Consider the following 17593-nt stretch of genomic DNA (forward strand, 5'->3'; position numbering starts at 1 on the left):
TAATTCCAGTTATCGGGGATATAGAGTTCTTGCAAAATTATTGCTATCGGTCATCCCCACTGCCTTTCAAGGCTCCTCTGGCTTTACGGGAGGCAAGCTTTCTCAGGTTTCCCTCAGCCACCGCCTCGAGGGAAGCCCCCAGATCCCGGGCCAGGAGGGCCACGTACCAGAGCACATCCCCGAGCTCATCCAAAAGGGCCTCCCTGAGGTCAGGAGGAAGAGCTCCCTCATGGTCGCGAAGGATCTTCTTCACCTTGTTGGCCACCTCTCCCGCCTCGCCCACCAGGCCTAAGGCAGGGTAAAGAACCCGGTAAACCTCGGGGTAGAGGGCGGTCTTTTCCGCTGCCTTTTGGTACTCCTCCAGAGTCATACCTCCTCCTTCCGGATCGCGTAGACGCGGGAAACGCCGCTTTCCATGGTCACGCCATAAAGGGCCTGACAGGCCTCCATCGTGCGCTTCTGGTGGGTGACCAGGATGAACTGCCGCCCCTTTAAAAAGGAGGCGAAGCGGATGAGATTGGCCTCGTCTAAAGCCGCGTCCACCTCGTCTAAGACGGCGATGGGAAGTCCTCCCTGCACTTCTCCCAAAGCAAAGAGAAAGGCCAAGGCCCCGAGCGTCTTTTCCCCAAGGGAGAAAAGCCGTAGGTCCTGGACGCGCTTTCCCCTCGGTCTCAAGCGGAGCTCGAGGCCCCTCTGCCCCCTTTCCGCCACCCCCTCCGCCCCTAGAAGGGCCTGAGCGTAGTGCGCAAAGGCCTCTTTGAAGCGCAAGAAGGCCTCCTCCAGGGCCTTATTGTAGGCCTCGCGGGTCCTTCTGGCCTCCTCCTTTAGGCGGGAGGCGGCGATCTGCACCTCCTGGATCCCCATCTCCTCGGACTCCAGGGTCCGGGCCAGCTCCTCCTCCTCCCGCTCCGCCAGAGGGTTGACCGGCCCCATCTGGGCCAGGGTGACCTCCAGGCGGGCAAGCTCCTGGGCAAGCTGACGGGAGGTCCCCTCCAAAGCCTCCCCCTCGGGAAGAAGGGAGAGCTCGGCCAAGACCCCCTCCAAAGCCGCCTCCTTCCGGGCCAGGGCCACCCGCAAGTTTTCCCGCTCCGAAGCCAGCTGGTTCCGCCTGAGGAGAAGGGTGGTCTCGGCCTCGGAGATCTCCTTAAGCCGTGCGTCAAGGCCCCTGAGGCGCCTCTCCTTTTCCTTGAGCCCTTCCTCCAACGGGCGAAGGGCCTCGAGGCTATGGGCGATCTCCGAAAGCCTTTGGCGCACCCGCTCCGCCTCCGCTTTAAGGAGCAGGTATTCCTGGTGGTGCCTCTCGGCCTCCCGGTGGCGTTCATAGGCCAAAGCCTGGGCAAGAATGGCCTCCAGGCGCTCCTTTTCCTCCTCGAGCGCCCGGAGCCGCGGCCGGGGATCAGGCAAACGGGGCGGCTCGGGCAGGGACGGCAAGGGGGGCAAGGGGCGGGCAAGCCTCTGGCGCAGGCCTTCCACCTCCGCCCGTAGAGCGGAAAGCCGCACCTCAGGGAGGGCAAAAAGGGCTTCCTGGACTTCCTTCATCCTCGCCTTAAGCCCCTCCTCTTCCAGGAGAAGGCTTCGCAAGCGGGCCCGGAGCCTCAACCGTTCCCCGCCTCCCTTAAGCCGGCCGCCGGTGAGGGCGCCAAGGCGCTCCAAAACCTCTCCCTCCAGCGTCACCAAGCGGGGCGGGTTCTTCTCCCTCTTGAAGAAGGAGAGCGCCTCCTCGAGGTTCGCAAAAAGCCAGGTCTCCCCGAAGAGGGTGTAAAGAAGGGCCTCGTCCTGTAGACCCCTGATCCGCACCAGGCGATACAAAGGGCCCAAGGCCCCCGGGGCCTGAAGCTGAAAAAGGCGCGGGGGAAAGAGGAGGGTGAGGGGCAAAAAGGTGGCCCGCCCGCCCTCCTCCTTCAGCCGCTGGATGGCCCTTTGGGCCACCTTTTCATCCTCCACGATGACCCACTGCAGCCTGGGGCCCAGGGCCGCCTCCACCGCCACCTCATACCCCGGGGGGACCTCCAGAAGGTCCACCACCACCCCCAAGATCCCGGGAAGCCCCCTGACCCGCCGCACCCCCTCGGAAAGGTCCGTCCCCTCGGCCAGGAGGCGTTCAAGCCGGGCCCGCTCCCTTTCCAGGGCTTTGATCTCCCCCTCGAGGTCCCTCAAGCGCGCCTCCAAGGCCCGGCGCTTCTGGAAGAGGGCCTCCTGTTCCCTTAACGCCTTCTCCTTTTCGAGAAGGGCCTCCTCGGCGGCCTCCCGCTCCATGAGGGCCTGACGGTGGGCCTCCAAGGCGGCCTCGTACCGCGCCTTCTCCTTCTCATAGGCGAAAAGCTGGGCCTCGGCCTTGGAAAGAAGCGCCCGCAGGGCCTTCTCCTCTTCCCGGATGGCCTTCTGCCTCTTCTGCACCTCGTCCAGCGCCAAGGGGGGTCTAGGGGGAGGGGGTCCGGGATCTGGAACCTCGGGGCGCTCCAGGCGGGCAAGGAGCCCTTCGAGCTGGGCCTGTTCCCGCTTCAAGGCCGAAAGGGCCTGGGCCTCGGCCTGGAGGGCGCGCACCTCCTCCTCAAGGGACCGCTTCTCCTCAGCAAGGCGTGCCCTTTCCCCGATCAGGCGCTTCTCCGCCTCCAAAAGGCCCTGGGCTTCCTTCTCCAAGGCCTCGAGCCGCCGGTGGGCCGCCTGGGCTTCCTCCTCCACCTCCCTCTTCCGGGCCAGATAAAACCCCCGGCGCACCTGGAGGAGCCTGGCCTGAAGCCGACGCGCCTCCCTCACCCGCCTGGCCTCCTCCCGGAGGAGGTCAAGCCTTTGCCTTAGGGACTGGAGCCTCTCCCCCTTTTGGAGCAAGAGGCCCTCCGCCTCCTTTAGGCGTTCCTCGGTCTGGCGGAGCGCCTCAGCCACCGGCCTGAGCCCCGCCGCCTCCTCCAAGGCCATGAGGAGGGCCTCCGGCCCCGCCTCCAAGACCTGGCCCACCTCCCCCTGGCCCACCACGGCATACCCCCGGACCAGGCCCGTGCCCGCCAACGCCAGCCCCACCTGGCGCCAGGTGGCCACCCGGCCGTTCAGGCGGAGGAGGCTTCTTTCCCCCTCCAGCCGCCTTTCCAAAACCAGGCGCTCCTGCTTCCGTGAAAACTCCAGCCGCACCTCTAAAACCCCAAGCCGCCCCCGTTCCCCTTGGAAAAAGAGCGCCTCCTCTCCGCCCCGGATCTCCCGGAAGCGGGCCCCGGTGGCAAACCGGATGGCCTCCACCAAGTTGCTCTTCCCAGAGCCATTCGGGCCGATGATCCCCGTGACCTCCTCGGTAAAATCCAAAAGGGTCCGGTCCCTAAAGGACTTGAACCCGTGTACAACCACGCGATCCAAACGCCAGTTCATGGAAGCGAGATGGGCTCAGAAAGGTCCAGATGGGCAAAGCCCAAGGAGGGCTGCCCATCCACGAGAAACCGCACGCTTTTGCCCTCGGGGAAGGTGTACAAAAGGGTGTAGGCCAGGCCGTAGAGCAAGAAGACCTCCCCCTCCACGTCCAGATCCCTGGGGGGGGTCTGGAGGTTGACCACGAACCCCTCCCCACGACGGAAAACCTGGAGGGAAAGGGTTTTCCCCGTCTCCTTAAGCCAAAGCTCCAGGGCCTTCTGGTAGGCCTCCTCCCCCAGGGCAAGCTGGACCTCCTCCATCTTCTTCATAAACCCCTGAGGCGGGGTGGGCAGGTACAGGTTCACCGCCACCCTTTTAGGGGCCCGGGCCTCGAGGGCGGGGGGAAGGGGCAGGGGTTTGGAAAGGGTCTCCTGGCCGCTTCGGAGGTAAAAGAGCGCCCCCAGGAGAAAGACGAGCGCTCCGAGGAGATTCCACGTGCTAAGCCAACGCCTCATCGCAGGTACTCCCGGACTGCCTTGGCCAGGGCCTCCGCCAAGGCCTCGCGCATGTCCTTTGAGGCCAGGGTCTGAAGCCCCACCTCCACCACCACCCCCGCCCCGGTGACGCGGGCCATGGCGTAGGGCCCGCGGGCCTCGGCCACGGGTAGGCCCAGGGCCGCCAAAGCCGGGGTCAGGAGCTTGGCCAGGGCCTCGCCATCCCCCGCCTGGGCCAGGAGGAGGGCTTTCCGCTCCGGGGGAAGGTTGGGCAGAAGCTCCCGGACCGCCTGGGCCAGGCGGGTGGGGGGGCGGTCGGCCAGGTACAAGGTAACCCCTTGGCCTCGTTTGGCGTGGAGGGAGAGGACCACGGCCGCCCCTTGCGCAAGCCTCCGCCGCTCCTCCAAGGGGACCGCCCGGTCCTCCTTCCGGGTCAGGCGCACCTCCATCTGGGGGTTCGGCGAAGCCGCCGAGAGCCTGGAGGCGACCCGCAAAGCGAGGTCCAGAACCAGGGCCTTCTCCTCCCCTACGCCCGTGTCCTGCCCCCCGTGGCCTGGGTCTAGAAGAACCGTGGGCCTAGGCCTCGGAAGCCCTCCCCACTCCAGCACTACCTGGCCCCCGCCTGGGTAAAAGAGCCGGTCAGGGGGGGTGTCCAGGGGGAGGAAAAGCCCCCTAGCCTCTCCCTTAACCCCCTCTCCCGAGCCCTGGGCAAAGGGGAAAAGAAGCCCTCCCTGGTACGGGACCGCGTTGACCTCCCGGGAAAACCGCAGGACCATCCGTTGCCTCCCCTCCGCCTCCACCTTTTGCACAGAAAGAAGCTGGGCCCAGGGCAGGCCAAGCCGGATGCCCTCGCCCGCCACATAGGAAAGCCCTAGGGCTTGGGCCAGCGGCCTAAGGGGCAGGTACACCCTGTCCCCATTCAGCCAGGCGGCCTGGGCCCGGACCGCCCTCGCCTCCTCCTTTACGATGGGGAACCGCTCCACCAAGGCCCCCAGGGAAAGGGCCACCTCACTTCCCCCCTGCCATAGGCCAAGCCCCAACCCCTCGGCCACGAACCTGGCCCCTCCGTAAGCCACCCCGGCCCCCGCGGGGTAGAGCGCCTGGCCCGAGAGCGCCCCCACAAGAAGGGGTTTGGGGGCCTGGGCCAAAACAAAACCGAGCCAGCAAAGCCCTGCCAGAACGCCTCTCACCACTCCTCCAAAGCGCGGCGCACCGCCTCCTTCTTGTCCTCCCGCTTTTTCTCGTAGGCCTTGCGGCCTCGAGCCAGCCCCAGAAGCACCTTAGCGTAGCCCCGTTCGTTGAAGTAGATCTTCAGGGGCACCAGGGTCAGCCCCTTCTGCTCCACCTTTCCCCGGAGCCTATTCAGCTCATGGCGATGGAGGAGAAGCTTCCGTTTCCTACGAGGGTCCACGTTGGTGTAGGAACCCTTCTCGTAAGGAGCAATATATAGATTTTCCAAATAAAGCTCGCCGTCCTCAAACTTGGCAAAACTCCCCGTGAAGTCCACCTTCCCCGCCCTTAAGGACTTCACCTCCGTCCCCTTAAGGGCGATTCCTGCCTCATGGGTTTCCAAGATCTCGTAATCGTGCCGGGCCCGCCGGTTCTCTAGCGCCACGGCCCATAATATACTCGGCTGTGGCATGAGGGGCTACCCGCTTTACCTCCCCTTAAGCCTGGGGGGGCTTACCTATTTCAGCCTGGGCCTGGGCACCTTGGGCCTTATCCCACCCTGGCCGGGGTTCGGCCTTGCGCTTTTGTACGGAGCCTCCAGCCTACTCTTCTGGCGGAGGCCCCGGGTGGTCTTCCTCCTCCTTTTGGGGCTTCTGGGCCTTCTCAACCCCTGGCCCTGGGGGGGGCTGCTCTTCTTCCTTGCCCCCATCTTGGCCTTTTTCAGCCTAAGGGAGGTCCCGGAGAAGGCGGAGGCCGCCTTTTACGGCTGGCTTTTTGTTTGGCCAAGCCTCCTCCTCTTCCTTGCCTGGCAGGTCTTCCCTGCCCTTTTTGCCGTATGGCTCTCCCTTCTGGACCGGTTCAACTTCCTGGGAGAGGCCAGGTTTTTCGGGCTTGGCAACTACGCCATCCTCCTCAAGGACCCCCTTTTTCACCGGGCGCTGGGCAACACCTTCTGGTTCGTGGTCTTTACCGTGCCCACGGGCCTTTTTCTGGCCTTCTGGCTCGCGGTGCTCCTCAACGAGCGGATCGCCTTCCGGGGCCTTTACCGGACCCTCATCTTCCTCCCCTACATCACCGCCCTCACCGCCGCTGCCGCGGTCTGGCGGTGGATCTACCACCCTGAGTTCGGCTTTTTAAACTGGCTCCTCCACACACCGGGGCTGGACTGGCTGAACACGCCCAGCGGGCTTTTCACCTACCTCCTTAAGCCTCTTGGCCTCGAGGTCCAAGGGTTCTGGGCAGGCCCGAGCCTGGCCTTCACCGCGGTGATGGTGGTGAGCGTATGGCACTTCCTGGGCTACCAAACCGTCATCCTTCTGGCGGGGCTACAAAACATCCCCAAGGAGTACTACGAGGCCGCAGCCCTGGACGGAGCCAGCTGGTGGCAGATGCATCGGCATATCACCTGGCCCCTTCTTTCCCCCACCACCTTTTTTCTCTTCACCTTAGGCCTCATCGGGGCCTTCCAGGTCTTCACCCAGGTCTACGTCCTCACCCCCACAGGGGGGGTTTTGCAGGACACCCTCACCCTGGCGATGTACCTTTACAACAAGGGCTTCCGCGACTCGGACTTCTCCTACGCCTCCGCCTTGGCCATGGTGACCTTCCTCCTGATCTTGATGGTCACCATCGTGCAGCGGAGGATCCTGGAAAAGCGTGTGAACTATGAGGCTTAGGCAACTCCTGGGGCGGTTCCTGATCCACATCCTCCTCCTTTCCGTAACCACGGTCATGGCCTTCCCCTTTTACTGGATGGTCTCCACCAGCCTCAAAAGCCCCCAGGAGGCCCAGCAAGCCCAGCCCGTCTGGGTGCCCGAGCGGATGAAGCCGCAAAACTGGCTGGCCGCGGCCCGGATCGGAGGGATGGGCCTAGGGGGGCTGGCCCCCCAAAAGACCCGGGTCTTCCCCCTGGGACCCGGGCCCACCCCTCCAAAAGCCTTCATCCCCATGGCCTTGGGGGCGCTCGTTGACCCCAGGAAAGAGCAGGTGCGGGTGGAGGTGAGGAAGGGCGAAGGAGGCTTTGAGGTTGTTCTGGAGAACACCGGACAGACCCGCTTCCAGACCGTGCCTCTCGTGGTCCTCTGGCCCAAGGAGGCTCCCTTGCGTCTTTCCTTGCCCCCGGACCTCATCCGTTCCCAGGGAGCCTACTGGCGGCTCGAGTGGATGAACGCCACGGCAGGGGCTTTAGGATACGTGTTCCACAACTACCTCGAGGCCTGGCGGGCGGCGCCTTTCGGGCGGTACTTCTTCAATAGCCTCATCACCGCCTCCATCCAGGTGGCAGTGGGGCTTTTCCTAGCCGCGGTGGCCGCTTTTGCCCTGGCCCGGATCCCCTTCCCGGGCAAAGAGGGAATCTTCCTCCTCATCCTAGCCACGATGATGGTGCCCGGAGAGGTCCTCCTCATCCCCAGCTACCTCCTCTTGGCCAAACTCAAGTGGCTGGACACCTACTACGCCCTCATCGTCCCCTGGCTGGCCAGCGTCTTCGGCATCTTCCTCCTGAGGCAGTTCTACCTCTCCCTCCCCCAGGACCTCTTTGACGCGGCCCGGATAGACGGGGCCGGGTACCTGACCCAGCTTTTCAAGATCGCCCTGCCCTTGGCGGTGCCCGGGCTTGTCACCTATGGGATCTTCACCTTTCTAGGGGCCTACAACGCCCTTCTTTGGCCATTGATCGTCACCCAGAGCCCAGAGATGCGCACGGTCCAGCTCGGCCTCCTCGCCTTCATCGGGGAAGCCGGCTCGGACTACGGCCAGCTCATGGCCGCTTCCACCCTGGTCATCCTTCCCATCGTCCTAGGGTATTTCCTGGCCCAGAAGCAGTTCATCCAGGGGGTGGCGCGGAGCGGGTTAAAGTAAAGGTCTTGACCTCTCCTTGATCCACCCCGGGTATACTGGGAACGGTATGAATCGAGCCGTTATCCCTCTCCTAGCCCTGGCCAGCCTGGCCCTGGCGCAGCAGAAACCCGAGGATGTGATCAAGGCCCAGTGCGAGAAGGCCCAGGTGGTGGCGGAGCTCTGGCACGGCTTCACCGGAGGAGCCCCTAAGGCCGCCTTGGAAACCCTGGTCCTCGAGTTCAACAAAACCCAGGGGGGCAAGGCCTGCGTCCGGCCCGTTCCCCAGGGGAGCTACCGGGACCTGTCCACCAAGATCAAGGCCGCCTTTGCCGCAGGCACCCCTCCTGCCATGGCCCAGGCCTATGAGAACAACATCGCCCTCTACCTCCAAGCCCAGGCCCTCACCCCCATCCAGAACCTCGGGGTGGACCTCTCCGGGGTCAACCTGGCCTTCCTGAACGCGGTTCGGTTTGGAGGCCTGGTCTACGGCGTCCCCTTCAACAAAAGCATCCAGGTGCTTTACTACAACAAGGACCTCCTGAAAAAGCACGGTCTTAAGGTGCCCACCACCTTGGACGCCTTGATCGCCACGGCCAAAAAACTCTCGCAGGCCGAGGGGGGTCCCGTCTACTACTTCCAGCCCGACGCCAGCACCTTCGCCTACTGGTTTTTCAACCTGGGTGGGAATTACCTCAAAGACGGCAGGCTCGTCCTGAACTCCAAAGAGGCGGTGGAGGCCTTAAGCCTCCTGGCCAGCGGGGTCAAGGAAGGGTGGGCCAAACCCATCACCTCCGGCTACATCAACCAGAACCTGGGCACCGGCCCCTACGCCTTCAGCGTGGACACCTCCGCGGGGTACACCTACTACCTCCAGGCGGCCAAGTTTGATCTGGGCGTGGCCCTCCTTCCCGGGAAGACCAGCAGGCAGCCCGGATACGGCCTGGTCCAGGGGACGAACCTGGTGGTCTTCCGGGGCCTTAAAAAGGAACAGGAAAGGCTCGTGGCCCAGTTCCTCCAGTACGTCATCAGCCCCAAGGCTCAGGCGGCCTTCTCCCGGGCCACGGGGTACGTGCCCGTGCACGAGAAGGCCCTCGAGGACCCGGGCTTCAAGCAGTATTTGGCGGAGAACCCCGATGCGGCCATGATCGTCAAGCAAGCCCGCTACGCCAAGTTTGAGCCTGCCCTGGCTGAATGGGAACAGATCCGGTTTGACATCCTGGGGCAGGCCATCAAGGAGGTCATCGTGAACAGGGCCGACCCCAAGGCCGCCTTGGACAAGGCCCAAAAGCAGGCGGAGGACCTTCTGGCAGGGCGGACCCGCTAAGGGCGCCCCGCAGCGGGGGCACCCCACTGAAATCCCACCCCAGGGTGGGATTTTTCTTATCCAATCCTGGGGCGGAGGCTTATCAGGCCAAAGGTATACTTAGGGAGGAGGCTTCCCTTCGGGAAGCGAAAAGGGGGCGGAGTATGAAGATCGGCATCAACGGCTTCGGACGCATCGGCAGGCAGGTCTTTCGGATTCTCCATCAAAGGGGGCGCGAGGTCGCCCTCATCAACGACCTGACGGACAACAAGACCCTGGCCCACCTCCTCAAGTACGACTCCGTCTACGGCCGCTTCCCAGGAGAGGTGGCCTACGACGAGGAGAACCTGTATGTGGATGGAAGGGCCATCCGGGCCACGGCCATCAAGGACCCGGCCCAACTCCCTTGGAAGGAGGCCGGGGTAGATCTGGTCATCGAATCCACCGGCGTCTTCACCGACCGGGAGAAGGCGGCGCTCCACCTCGAGGCGGGGGCGAAAAAGGTCATCATCACCGCCCCAGCCAAGGGGGAGGACATCACCGTTGTTCTGGGGGTCAACCACGAGGCGTACGACCCAGCCCGGCATCATATCCTCTCCAACGCCAGCTGCACCACCAACTCCCTGGCCCCGGTGATGAAGGTTCTGGACGAGGCCTTTGGGGTGGAGAAGGCCCTCATGACCACCGTCCACTCCTACACCAACGACCAGCGGCTTTTAGACCTCCCCCACAAGGACCTTAGGCGGGCCCGTGCGGCGGCCATCAACATCATCCCCACCACCACCGGGGCGGCCAAGGCCACCGCCTTGACCCTGCCCCAGCTCAAGGGGAGGTTTGACGGGATGGCCCTCCGGGTGCCCACCCCCACGGGGAGCATCTCGGACATCACCGCGCTTCTCAAGCGGGAGACCAGCGTAGAAGAGGTGAACGCCGCTTTGAAAGCCGCGGCGGAGGGTGCCCTGAAGGGCATCCTGGCCTATACGGAGGATGAGATCGTCCTCCAGGACATCGTCATGGACCCCCATTCCTCCATCGTGGATGGAAAGCTCACCAAGGCCATCGGCAACCTGGTCAAGGTCTTCGCCTGGTACGACAACGAGTGGGGGTATTCCAACCGGGTGGCCGACCTGGTGGAGCTGGTCCTGAAGAAGGGGGTCTAGATGCGGACGCTCAAGGACCTGGACCCCAGGGGCAAGCGGGTCCTGGTGCGGGTGGACTACAACGTCCCCCTCAAGGATGGGCAGGTCCAGGACGAGACCCGGATCCTGGAAAGCCTGCCTACCCTTCGGCACCTTCTGGCCGGGGGGGCCTCCTTGGTCCTCCTCTCCCACCTGGGAAGGCCCAAGGGGCAGGACCCCAGGTACTCCCTGGCCCCGGTGGCGGAGGCGCTGAAAAAACACATCCCCTCGGTCCGCTTCGTGCCTCATACCCCAGGCTCGGAGGAGGCTCACCGAGCGGTCCAGGACTTGGCCCCGGGAGAGGTCGCCCTGCTGGAGAACGTCCGCTTTGAGGCAGGTGAGGAGAGGAATGACCCCGAGCTTTCCGCCCGCTATGCCCGGCTGGGGGAGGCTTTTGTTCTGGACGCCTTCGGAAGCGCCCACCGGGCCCACGCCAGCGTGGTGGGGGTGGCCCGGCTTCTGCCCTCCTATGCGGGCCTCCTCATGGAGAAGGAGGTGCGGGCCCTCTCCCGCCTCTTGCACGAGCCCGAACGCCCTTACGCCGTGATCCTGGGAGGGGCCAAGGTCTCGGACAAGATTGGGGTGATCGAGGCCCTCCTTCCCCGCATCGACCGGCTTCTCATCGGCGGGGCCATGGCCTTCACCTTCCTCAAGGCCCAAGGGGGCGAGGTGGGGAAAAGCCTGGTGGAGGAGGATCGGCTCGAGCTGGCCAGAAGCCTGCTCGAGCGGGCCGAGGCACAGGGGGTGAGGGTCCACCTGCCCCAGGACGTGGTGGCCGCGCAGGGGATAGAGGCTGGAATCCCCACCCAGGTCTTCCCCGCCGACGCCGTTCCCCAGCCCTATATGGGCCTGGACATCGGGCCTAAGACCCGGGAGGCCTTCACCGAGGCCCTGAAGGGGGTAAGGACGGCCTTCTGGAACGGGCCCATGGGGGTGTTTGAAGTCCCCCCCTTTGACGAGGGGACTTTGAGCGTAGGCCGGGCCTTGGCGGCCCTCGAGGGCGCCTTCACCGTGGTGGGGGGTGGGGACTCGGTCGCGGCGGTAAACCGCCTCGGCCTCAAGGACCGGTTCAGCCATGTCTCCACCGGGGGCGGGGCTAGTCTGGAGTTTTTGGAAAAGGGCACGCTGCCGGGGGTGGAGGTCCTGGAGTAATGCGGCGCCTGCTCATCGCCGGAAACTGGAAGATGCACAAGACCCCTTCGGAGGCCAGGGTCTGGTTCCGGGAGCTCAAGCGCCTCCTTCCCCCTTTGGCAAGTGAGGTGGCCCTCCTGCCCGCCTTTCCCATCCTCCCCTATGCCCGGGAAGCCTTCCAAGACACGCAGGTGGCCTACGGGGCCCAGGACGTCTCCGCCCACCGAGAGGGGGCCTACACGGGAGAGGTCTCCGCCCGGATGCTTGCCGACCTGGGCTGCCGGTACACCATCGTGGGCCACTCGGAAAGGCGGAAGCACCACCAAGAAACCGATGCCCTGGTGCGGGAGAAGCTCCTCAGGCTTCTCGAGGAGGGGATCACCCCTATCCTCTGCGTGGGGGAGCCCCTGGAGGTGCGGGAAAGGGGGGAGGCGGTCCCCTATACCCTGGGCCAGCTCGCGGCCGCCTTGGAGGGCGTGGACCTCCAGGACCCCCGCCAGCTGGTGGTGGCCTACGAACCCGTCTGGGCCATCGGGACTGGAAAAAACGCCGCCCCCCTGGACGCGGAGGAGATGCACCAGGCCATCCGAAGCGCCCTATCCAAAAGGTACGGAGAAGGATTCGCGGCTAGGGTGCGGATCCTCTATGGGGGAAGCGTAAACCCGGGGAACTTCGCAAGCCTCCTCTCCATGCCCAACGTGGACGGCGGGCTCGTGGGGGGGGCTAGCCTCGAGCTGGAGAGCTTCCTGGCCTTGGTTAAACTTGCGGGTTAAAGTGAAGCCATGCGCGTTCACCCCCGGACCCGGGTGGCCAAGGAAAGCATCTTCGCCCGGATGAGCCGCCTGGCTCAGGAGACGGGGGCGGTCAACCTGGGCCAGGGCTTCCCCTCCGAGCCCCCCCCTGCTTTTCTTCTCGAGGCGGCCCGCAAAGCCCTGGGCCGCCACGACCAGTACGCCCCTCCCGCGGGCCACCCCCTTTTGCGGGAGGCCCTGGCGGAGGAGTACGGCCTGAGCCCGGAGGAGATCGTGGTAACCAGTGGGGCCACGGAGGCCCTTTACACCCTTCTCCAAGCCCTGGCGGGGCCGGGGGATGAGGTGATCGTCTTAGAGCCCTTTTTCGACGTCTACCTACCGGATGTGGCCCTGGCGGGGGCGGAGGCCAGGCCGGTCCGGCTGGACCTCGAGGAAAAGGGGTTCCGGCTGGACCTCACCCGGCTCCAGGCGGCCATCACCCCAAGGACCCGGGTCCTCCTCCTCAACACCCCCATGAACCCCACCGGCCTCGTCCTCCAGGAGGAGACCCTTAGGGCCATCGCTGCCCTGGCCCGGAAGCACGATTTCTACATCGTTTCCGATGAGGTTTACGAGGAGCTGGCCTTTATCCCCTTCCGAAGCCTGCGCGCCTTCGCCCCGGAACGAACCTTCACCGTGGGCAGTGCGGGCAAGCGCCTAGAGGCCACAGGGTGGCGGGTGGGTTGGATCCTCACCCCCAAGGGGTTTGCACCCGCCCTGGCGGGGATGCGCCAGTGGACGAGCTTCTGCGCCCCCACGCCCTTGCAGGTGGCGGTGGCCGAGGGGCTTAAGGCGGCGCGGCGGGAAGGGTTTTACGATCTCCTCCGGGAAAAGTACCGTACCCGAAGGGATCTCCTCCACCAGGGCCTACGCGGCCTGGGGTTTACGGCCTTCCTCCCCCAGGGGACCTACTTCCTGATGGCCCGCCTCCCCCAGGGCCCGTTGGACCTCCTAAAGGCCGGGGTGGTCGCCATCCCCGGGGAGGCCTTTTACCTGGAGGCACCGCCAGAAGGCCTCTTCCGCTTCGCCTTTTGCAAGAAGGAGGAGGAGATCGAGCGGGCCTTGGAGCGGCTTTCCCGGTTGAGCCGGGAACAGGGGTCATGATAGACTCCGGGCCGTGAAAGCCAAACCCGTCTCCTATCTGGACAGGGGCGAGTTCCCCCTAGGCGAAAAGGAGGCCCTTTCCCTGTACCGGGCCATGCGCAGGGCCCGGTTTTTTGATGAAAAGGCGATCACCCTCCAGCGCCAGGGCCGGCTGGGGGTCTACCCCCCCTTCCTGGGCCAGGAAGCGGCGCAGGTGGGGGTGGGGATGGCGCTGAGGCGGGAAGACTGGGTGGTCCCCAGCTACCGGGAGTCCGCCCTCCTCCTCACCCACGGCCTCCCCATCCGGACGCTGATCCTCTACTGGCGGGCCCATCCCGCGGGCTGGCGATTCCCCGAGGAGGTCCGGGCCCTCAACCCCTATATCCCCATCGCCACCCAGATCCCCCAGGCGGTGGGCCTGGCCCTGGCCGGACGCTACCAGGGGGAAAACTGGGTGGTGGTCACGAGCATCGGGGACGGGGGAACGAGCGAGGGGGATTTCCACGAGGGTCTGAACTTTGCCGCCGTCTTCAACGCCCCCGTGGTCTTTCTGGTCCAGAACAACCAGTACGCCATCAGCGTGCCCAGGTCCAAGCAGATGAAGGTGGACTACATCGCAAAAAGAGCCGAGGGCTACGGGATGCCCGGGGTGGTGGTGGATGGGAACGATGCCCTTGCCGTATACCTCGAGGCCAAAAAGGCCGTGGAGCGGGCGAGGAAAGGGGAAGGGCCCACTTTGATCGAGGCCCTTACCTACCGCCTGGCCCCCCACACCACCTCCGACGACCCGAGCCGTTACCGGAGCGAGGAAGAGGTCAAGGCCTGGGCAGCCAAGGACCCCGTGGTGCGCCTGAAAACGGCCCTGGAGGAGCGGGGGCTTTGGGACGAACAAAGGGAAAAGGCCCTCCTTCTCGAGCTTGAGGCCGAGTTTGAGGCGGAGCTTAAAGCCGCGGACCAGGCCCCGGAACCCCGGCCCGAGGAGATCGTGGAACACGTCTATGAAAAGATGACCCCCGATCAAAGGCGGGCGTGGGAGGTGCTCCGTGCGGGCGCTTAACCTGGTGCAGGCCATCAACGAGGCCTTGGACCTGGCCCTGGCCAAGGACGACCGGGTTCTGGTCTTTGGGGAGGATGTGGGCCGGCTCGGAGGGGTCTTCCGGGTCACGGAGGGGCTCCAGAAAAAGCATGGGGAGGACCGGGTCTTCGACACCCCCTTGGCGGAAAGCGGGATCCTGGGCATGGCCATCGGCCTGGCCTTGGGAGGGATGCGGCCCGTGGCCGAGATCCAGTTTGCAGGGTTCTTGTACCCCGCTTTGGACCAGATCCTCTCCCACCTGGGCCGGTGGCGGCACCGCTCCCGGGGCCGGTTCCACGTACCCCTGGTGGTCCGCGCCCCTTATGGGGGCGGGGTCCACACCCCAGAGCAGCACGCGGACTCCCCGGAGGCCATCCTCTGCCACGTCCCCGGGGTGAAGGTGGTGATCCCGAGTAGCCCCGAGCGGGCCAAGGGGCTTCTCCTTTCCGCCATCGAGGACCCGGACCCCGTCTTCTTCCTCGAGGCGATCAAGCTCTACCGGGGCAGCCGGGCCGAGGTCCCCGAGGGGTACTACACCCTTCCCTTGGGGAAGGCCCGGGTGGTGCGGGAAGGGAGGAGGGCCAGCCTCTTCTGCTACGGAGGGATGGTGGAGGTCTGCCTCCAGGCGGCGGAGGTGGCCGCCAGGGAAGGGGTGGAGCTCGAGGTGGTGGACCTGGAGACCCTGGTCCCCCTGGACACGGAAACTGTTCTGGAATCTGTTCGAAAGACCGGCCGTGCGGTGGTGGTCTACGAGGCCATGCGCACCGGGGGCTTCGGGGCAGAGGTGGCGGCCCGCATCGCCGAGGAGGCGATCGATCACCTCGAGGCCCCCGTGGTCCGGGTGGCGGGCTGGGACGCCCCCTACCCCCCCTTCAGCGCGGTGGAGCACCACTACCGTCCGAACGCCAAAAGGGTCTTGGAGGCGGTGCGCACGGTTCTCACCCACTGAGGCGTGGTACCTTAAAGGGCGTGACGAACGCCGAGCTTTTCCAAGAGGCGCAAGCGCACATCCCGGGAGGGGTCTCGAGTCCGGTCCGGGCCTTCAAGGCCGTGGGGGGGACCCCACCCTACCTGGTCCGAGGGGAAGGGGCCTACGTCTACGACCTGGAGGGGAACCGGTACCTGGACTACGTCCTGAGCTGGGGCCCCCTGATCCTGGGCCACGCCCATCCAAAGGTCCTAAGCCGGGTGCGGGAGGTGATGGAAAGAGGCCTCACCTTTGGGGCCCCCCACCCCTTGGAGGTGGAGCTGGCCAAGGCGGTCAAACGGGCCTACCCCGTGGACCTCGTCCGCTTCGTGAGCTCGGGAACGGAAGCGACCATGAGCGCTTTGCGGCTCGCCCGGGGGTACACGGGGCGGAGCCTCATCGTCAAGTTCCGGGGCAACTACCACGGGCATGCGGACGGCCTTTTGGTGGAGGCAGGCAGCGGGGCCCTCACCTTTGGTGTGCCCACGAGCGCCGGGGTCCCCCAGGAGTACGCCCGGCTTACCCTGGTCCTGGAGTACAACGACCCCGAGGGGCTCAAGGAGGTGCTGAAGGCGCGGGGGGAGGAGATTGCCGCCATCATCTTCGAGCCGGTGGTGGGAAACGCCGGGGTCCTTATCCCCACGGAGGAGTTCCTTAAGGCCCTCCACGAGGCCAAGGCCTACGGGGTCCTCCTCATCGCCGATGAGGTGATGACCGGCTTCCGCTTGGCCTTCGGGGGGGCCACGGAGCGGTTCGGCCTTAAGCCCGACCTCATCGCTTTGGGGAAGATCCTGGGCGGGGGGCTTCCCGCGGCCGCCTATGCGGGCCGGCGGGAGATCATGGAAAAGGTGGCCCCCCTGGGGCCGGTCTACCAGGCGGGGACGCTCTCCGGGAACCCCCTGGCCATGGCCTCAGGCCTTGCCACTTTGGAGATCTTGGAGGAAAACCCGGGCCTCTACCAGGCCCTGGAGCGCCTAGGCCAGCGGCTGGAGGAAGGCTTGAAGGCCCTCTTGCAGGAGACCGGCACCCCGGGAACGGTAAACCGGGTGGGGTCCATGCTCACCCTCTTCTTCACCGAAGGCCCCGTGCGCACCTTCCTGGAGGCAAAAAAGACCGACACAAACCGGTTCAAAGAGGTCTTCCACGCCCTCTTAAAACAGGGGGTTTACTGGCCCCCATCCAACTTTGAGGCCGCTTTCCTCTCCACCGCCCACACGGAAGAGGAGATCGACCGCACCCTCGAGGCCTTCCGCAAGGCCCTTTGAGATGCGCCGCCTCGAGCCCATCTGCGCCATCGCCACCCCCTCTGGCAAGGGGGCAATAGGGGTGGTGCGGCTTTCCGGGGAAGGGGCGTTGGAGGTGGCCGCCCGGGTGTGGCGGGGGAAGGACCCCAGGCGGATGAAGGGGGGCCGGTTCACCCTGGGGGAGGTGGTGAACCCAAAGACGGGGGAGGCAATAGACCAGGCCCTCCTCCTTGTCTTCCGGGCTCCTCATTCCTACACCGGGGAGGACTCGGTGGAGTTCCAAACCCATGGGAGCCCCGCCGTCCTCCGGCAGGTCTTAGAGGCCTTGGTCCAGGCGGGGGCCCGGGTGGCGGGGCCTGGGGAGTTCACCTTAAGGGCCTACCTGAATGGAAAGATGGACCTGGCCCAGGCGGAAGCGGTTCTGGCCCTGGTGGAGGCGGAAGGGGAGCTGGCCCGAAGGCAGGCCTTAAGGGGGCTTTCCGGGGCGCTTTCAGAAAAGATCCGCCGCCTCGCCGACAGGCTCCTGGACCTTCTAGCCCACATCCAGGCCCTTTTGGACTATCCGGAGGAGGGGGTGGAGCCCCACCGGGCCGAACGCGTCCTTCGCGATGCCCTAGAGGAGGTCCAGGCCCTTTTGGCCTCCGCAAAGGCGGGCCGGCTCGCCCAGAAGGGGGCACGCCTGGCCCTCCTCGGAGCCCCAAATGCGGGCAAGAGCAGCCTCTTAAACGCCCTTTTGGGGTATGAACGGGCCCTGGTCGCCCCCATCCCCGGCACCACCCGGGACTACCTCGAGGCCCCCCTGGAGCTCTTCGGCATCCCCCTCATCGCCATCGACACCGCCGGGATCCGGGAGACGGAAGACCCCGTGGAGCGGGCCGGGGTGGAGCGCGCCCTAAGGATTGCGGAAGAAGCGGACCTGATCCTCTTCCTGGCGGACCGGGCCGCCCCTAGGCCCACCCCGCCCCCCCTCCCTCCGGAGCGGA

The 17593-nt window shown here is 65.5% G+C and carries 16 protein-coding genes; 11 read left to right on the top strand and 5 right to left on the bottom strand.

What is annotated here, in order from left to right; translation table 11 throughout:
• Positions 1-43 precede the first annotated feature (43 nt).
• From C4301_RS04150 to smpB, 5 genes are read right to left on the bottom strand one after another with little or no spacing between them, the layout of a single operon-like run.
• Complete coding sequence (locus tag C4301_RS04150; RefSeq protein WP_352413845.1) at positions 44-370, bottom strand: nucleoside triphosphate pyrophosphohydrolase family protein; 327 nt, start codon at positions 368-370, stop codon at positions 44-46.
• Positions 367-3336, bottom strand: a complete 2970-nt coding sequence (locus tag C4301_RS04155; protein WP_352413859.1) for an SMC hinge domain-related protein — start codon at positions 3334-3336, stop codon at positions 367-369. The genes C4301_RS04150 and C4301_RS04155 overlap by 4 nt, the downstream gene beginning before the upstream one ends.
• 17 nt (positions 3337-3353) lie before the next feature.
• Complete coding sequence (locus C4301_RS04160) at positions 3354-3851, bottom strand: GerMN domain-containing protein (protein WP_352413846.1); 498 nt, start codon at positions 3849-3851, stop codon at positions 3354-3356.
• Positions 3848-5020 carry an N-acetylmuramoyl-L-alanine amidase gene (locus C4301_RS04165; protein WP_352413847.1) on the bottom strand — a complete coding sequence of 391 codons (1173 nt, stop codon included), beginning with the start codon at positions 5018-5020 and terminating at the stop codon, positions 3848-3850. The genes C4301_RS04160 and C4301_RS04165 overlap by 4 nt, the downstream gene beginning before the upstream one ends.
• Entirely contained in the window at positions 5017-5472 is a 456-nt protein-coding gene (gene smpB, locus C4301_RS04170; RefSeq protein ID WP_503012387.1) for an SsrA-binding protein SmpB, read from the bottom strand. Before smpB ends, C4301_RS04165 begins: the two co-directional genes overlap by 4 nt.
• Between smpB and C4301_RS04175 the strand changes: the two genes are divergently transcribed.
• From C4301_RS04175 to mnmE, 11 genes are all read left to right on the top strand, one after another.
• Positions 5471-6676 carry a carbohydrate ABC transporter permease gene (locus tag C4301_RS04175; RefSeq protein WP_352413849.1) on the top strand — a complete coding sequence of 402 codons (1206 nt, stop codon included), beginning with the start codon at positions 5471-5473 and terminating at the stop codon, positions 6674-6676. The two genes, smpB and C4301_RS04175, sit on opposite strands and share 2 nt — an antisense overlap.
• Entirely contained in the window at positions 6666-7859 is a 1194-nt protein-coding gene (locus C4301_RS04180; RefSeq protein ID WP_503012388.1) for a carbohydrate ABC transporter permease, read from the top strand. Before C4301_RS04175 ends, C4301_RS04180 begins: the two co-directional genes overlap by 11 nt.
• 46 nt (positions 7860-7905) lie before the next feature.
• Positions 7906-9162, top strand: a complete 1257-nt coding sequence (locus C4301_RS04185; protein ID WP_352413850.1) for an ABC transporter substrate-binding protein — start codon at positions 7906-7908, stop codon at positions 9160-9162.
• A 143-nt stretch (positions 9163-9305) separates the two neighbouring features.
• On the top strand, positions 9306-10301 hold the full coding sequence (gene gap / locus C4301_RS04190; protein WP_352413851.1) for a type I glyceraldehyde-3-phosphate dehydrogenase: 996 nt from the start codon (positions 9306-9308) through the stop codon (positions 10299-10301).
• On the top strand, positions 10302-11471 hold the full coding sequence (locus C4301_RS04195) for a phosphoglycerate kinase (protein WP_352413852.1): 1170 nt from the start codon (positions 10302-10304) through the stop codon (positions 11469-11471).
• A complete protein-coding gene (gene tpiA / locus C4301_RS04200) occupies positions 11471-12223 on the top strand; it encodes a triose-phosphate isomerase (protein ID WP_352413853.1) in 753 nt (250 codons plus the stop codon). The genes C4301_RS04195 and tpiA overlap by 1 nt, the downstream gene beginning before the upstream one ends.
• Positions 12224-12232: 9 nt before the next feature.
• The gene (locus tag C4301_RS04205) at positions 12233-13345 is read left to right on the top strand and encodes a pyridoxal phosphate-dependent aminotransferase (protein ID WP_352413854.1); all 1113 of its coding nucleotides are present in this window, start codon (positions 12233-12235) and stop codon (positions 13343-13345) included.
• A gap of 13 nt (positions 13346-13358) precedes the next feature.
• Positions 13359-14381, top strand: coding sequence for a pyruvate dehydrogenase (acetyl-transferring) E1 component subunit alpha (gene pdhA, locus C4301_RS04210; RefSeq protein ID WP_352413855.1), 1023 nt, complete (start codon positions 13359-13361; stop codon positions 14379-14381).
• Positions 14368-15348 (top strand): alpha-ketoacid dehydrogenase subunit beta, encoded by a 981-nt coding sequence (locus tag C4301_RS04215; RefSeq protein WP_352413856.1) that lies wholly within the window; start codon positions 14368-14370, stop codon positions 15346-15348. Before pdhA ends, C4301_RS04215 begins: the two co-directional genes overlap by 14 nt.
• 20 nt (positions 15349-15368) lie before the next feature.
• On the top strand, positions 15369-16631 hold the full coding sequence (hemL, locus tag C4301_RS04220) for a glutamate-1-semialdehyde 2,1-aminomutase (RefSeq protein WP_352413857.1): 1263 nt from the start codon (positions 15369-15371) through the stop codon (positions 16629-16631).
• A 1-nt stretch (position 16632) separates the two neighbouring features.
• A partial coding sequence (gene mnmE, locus C4301_RS04225; protein ID WP_352413858.1) for a tRNA uridine-5-carboxymethylaminomethyl(34) synthesis GTPase MnmE occupies positions 16633-17593 on the top strand: 961 nt, incomplete at its 3' end.

The organism is Thermus sp., from assembly GCF_040290245.1.
GTDB lineage: Bacteria > Deinococcota > Deinococci > Deinococcales > Thermaceae > Thermus_A.

What these genes read in the sequence shown, in the direction of transcription:
- C4301_RS04205 (WP_352413854.1), top strand. Translation starts at nt 12,233, where the DNA reads ATGCGCGTTCACCCCCGGACCCGGGTGGCCAAGGAAAGCATCTTCGCC.
- C4301_RS04160 (WP_352413846.1), bottom strand. Translation starts at nt 3,851, where the DNA reads ATGAGGCGTTGGCTTAGCACGTGGAATCTCCTCGGAGCGCTCGTCTTT.
- C4301_RS04175 (WP_352413849.1), top strand. Translation starts at nt 5,471, where the DNA reads ATGAGGGGCTACCCGCTTTACCTCCCCTTAAGCCTGGGGGGGCTTACC.
- C4301_RS04185 (WP_352413850.1), top strand. Translation starts at nt 7,906, where the DNA reads ATGAATCGAGCCGTTATCCCTCTCCTAGCCCTGGCCAGCCTGGCCCTG.
- C4301_RS04150 (WP_352413845.1), bottom strand. Translation starts at nt 370, where the DNA reads ATGACTCTGGAGGAGTACCAAAAGGCAGCGGAAAAGACCGCCCTCTAC.
- C4301_RS04180 (WP_503012388.1), top strand. Translation starts at nt 6,666, where the DNA reads ATGAGGCTTAGGCAACTCCTGGGGCGGTTCCTGATCCACATCCTCCTC.
- gap (WP_352413851.1), top strand. Translation starts at nt 9,306, where the DNA reads ATGAAGATCGGCATCAACGGCTTCGGACGCATCGGCAGGCAGGTCTTT.
- smpB (WP_503012387.1), bottom strand. Translation starts at nt 5,472, where the DNA reads ATGCCACAGCCGAGTATATTATGGGCCGTGGCGCTAGAGAACCGGCGG.
- C4301_RS04195 (WP_352413852.1), top strand. Translation starts at nt 10,302, where the DNA reads ATGCGGACGCTCAAGGACCTGGACCCCAGGGGCAAGCGGGTCCTGGTG.
- tpiA (WP_352413853.1), top strand. Translation starts at nt 11,471, where the DNA reads ATGCGGCGCCTGCTCATCGCCGGAAACTGGAAGATGCACAAGACCCCT.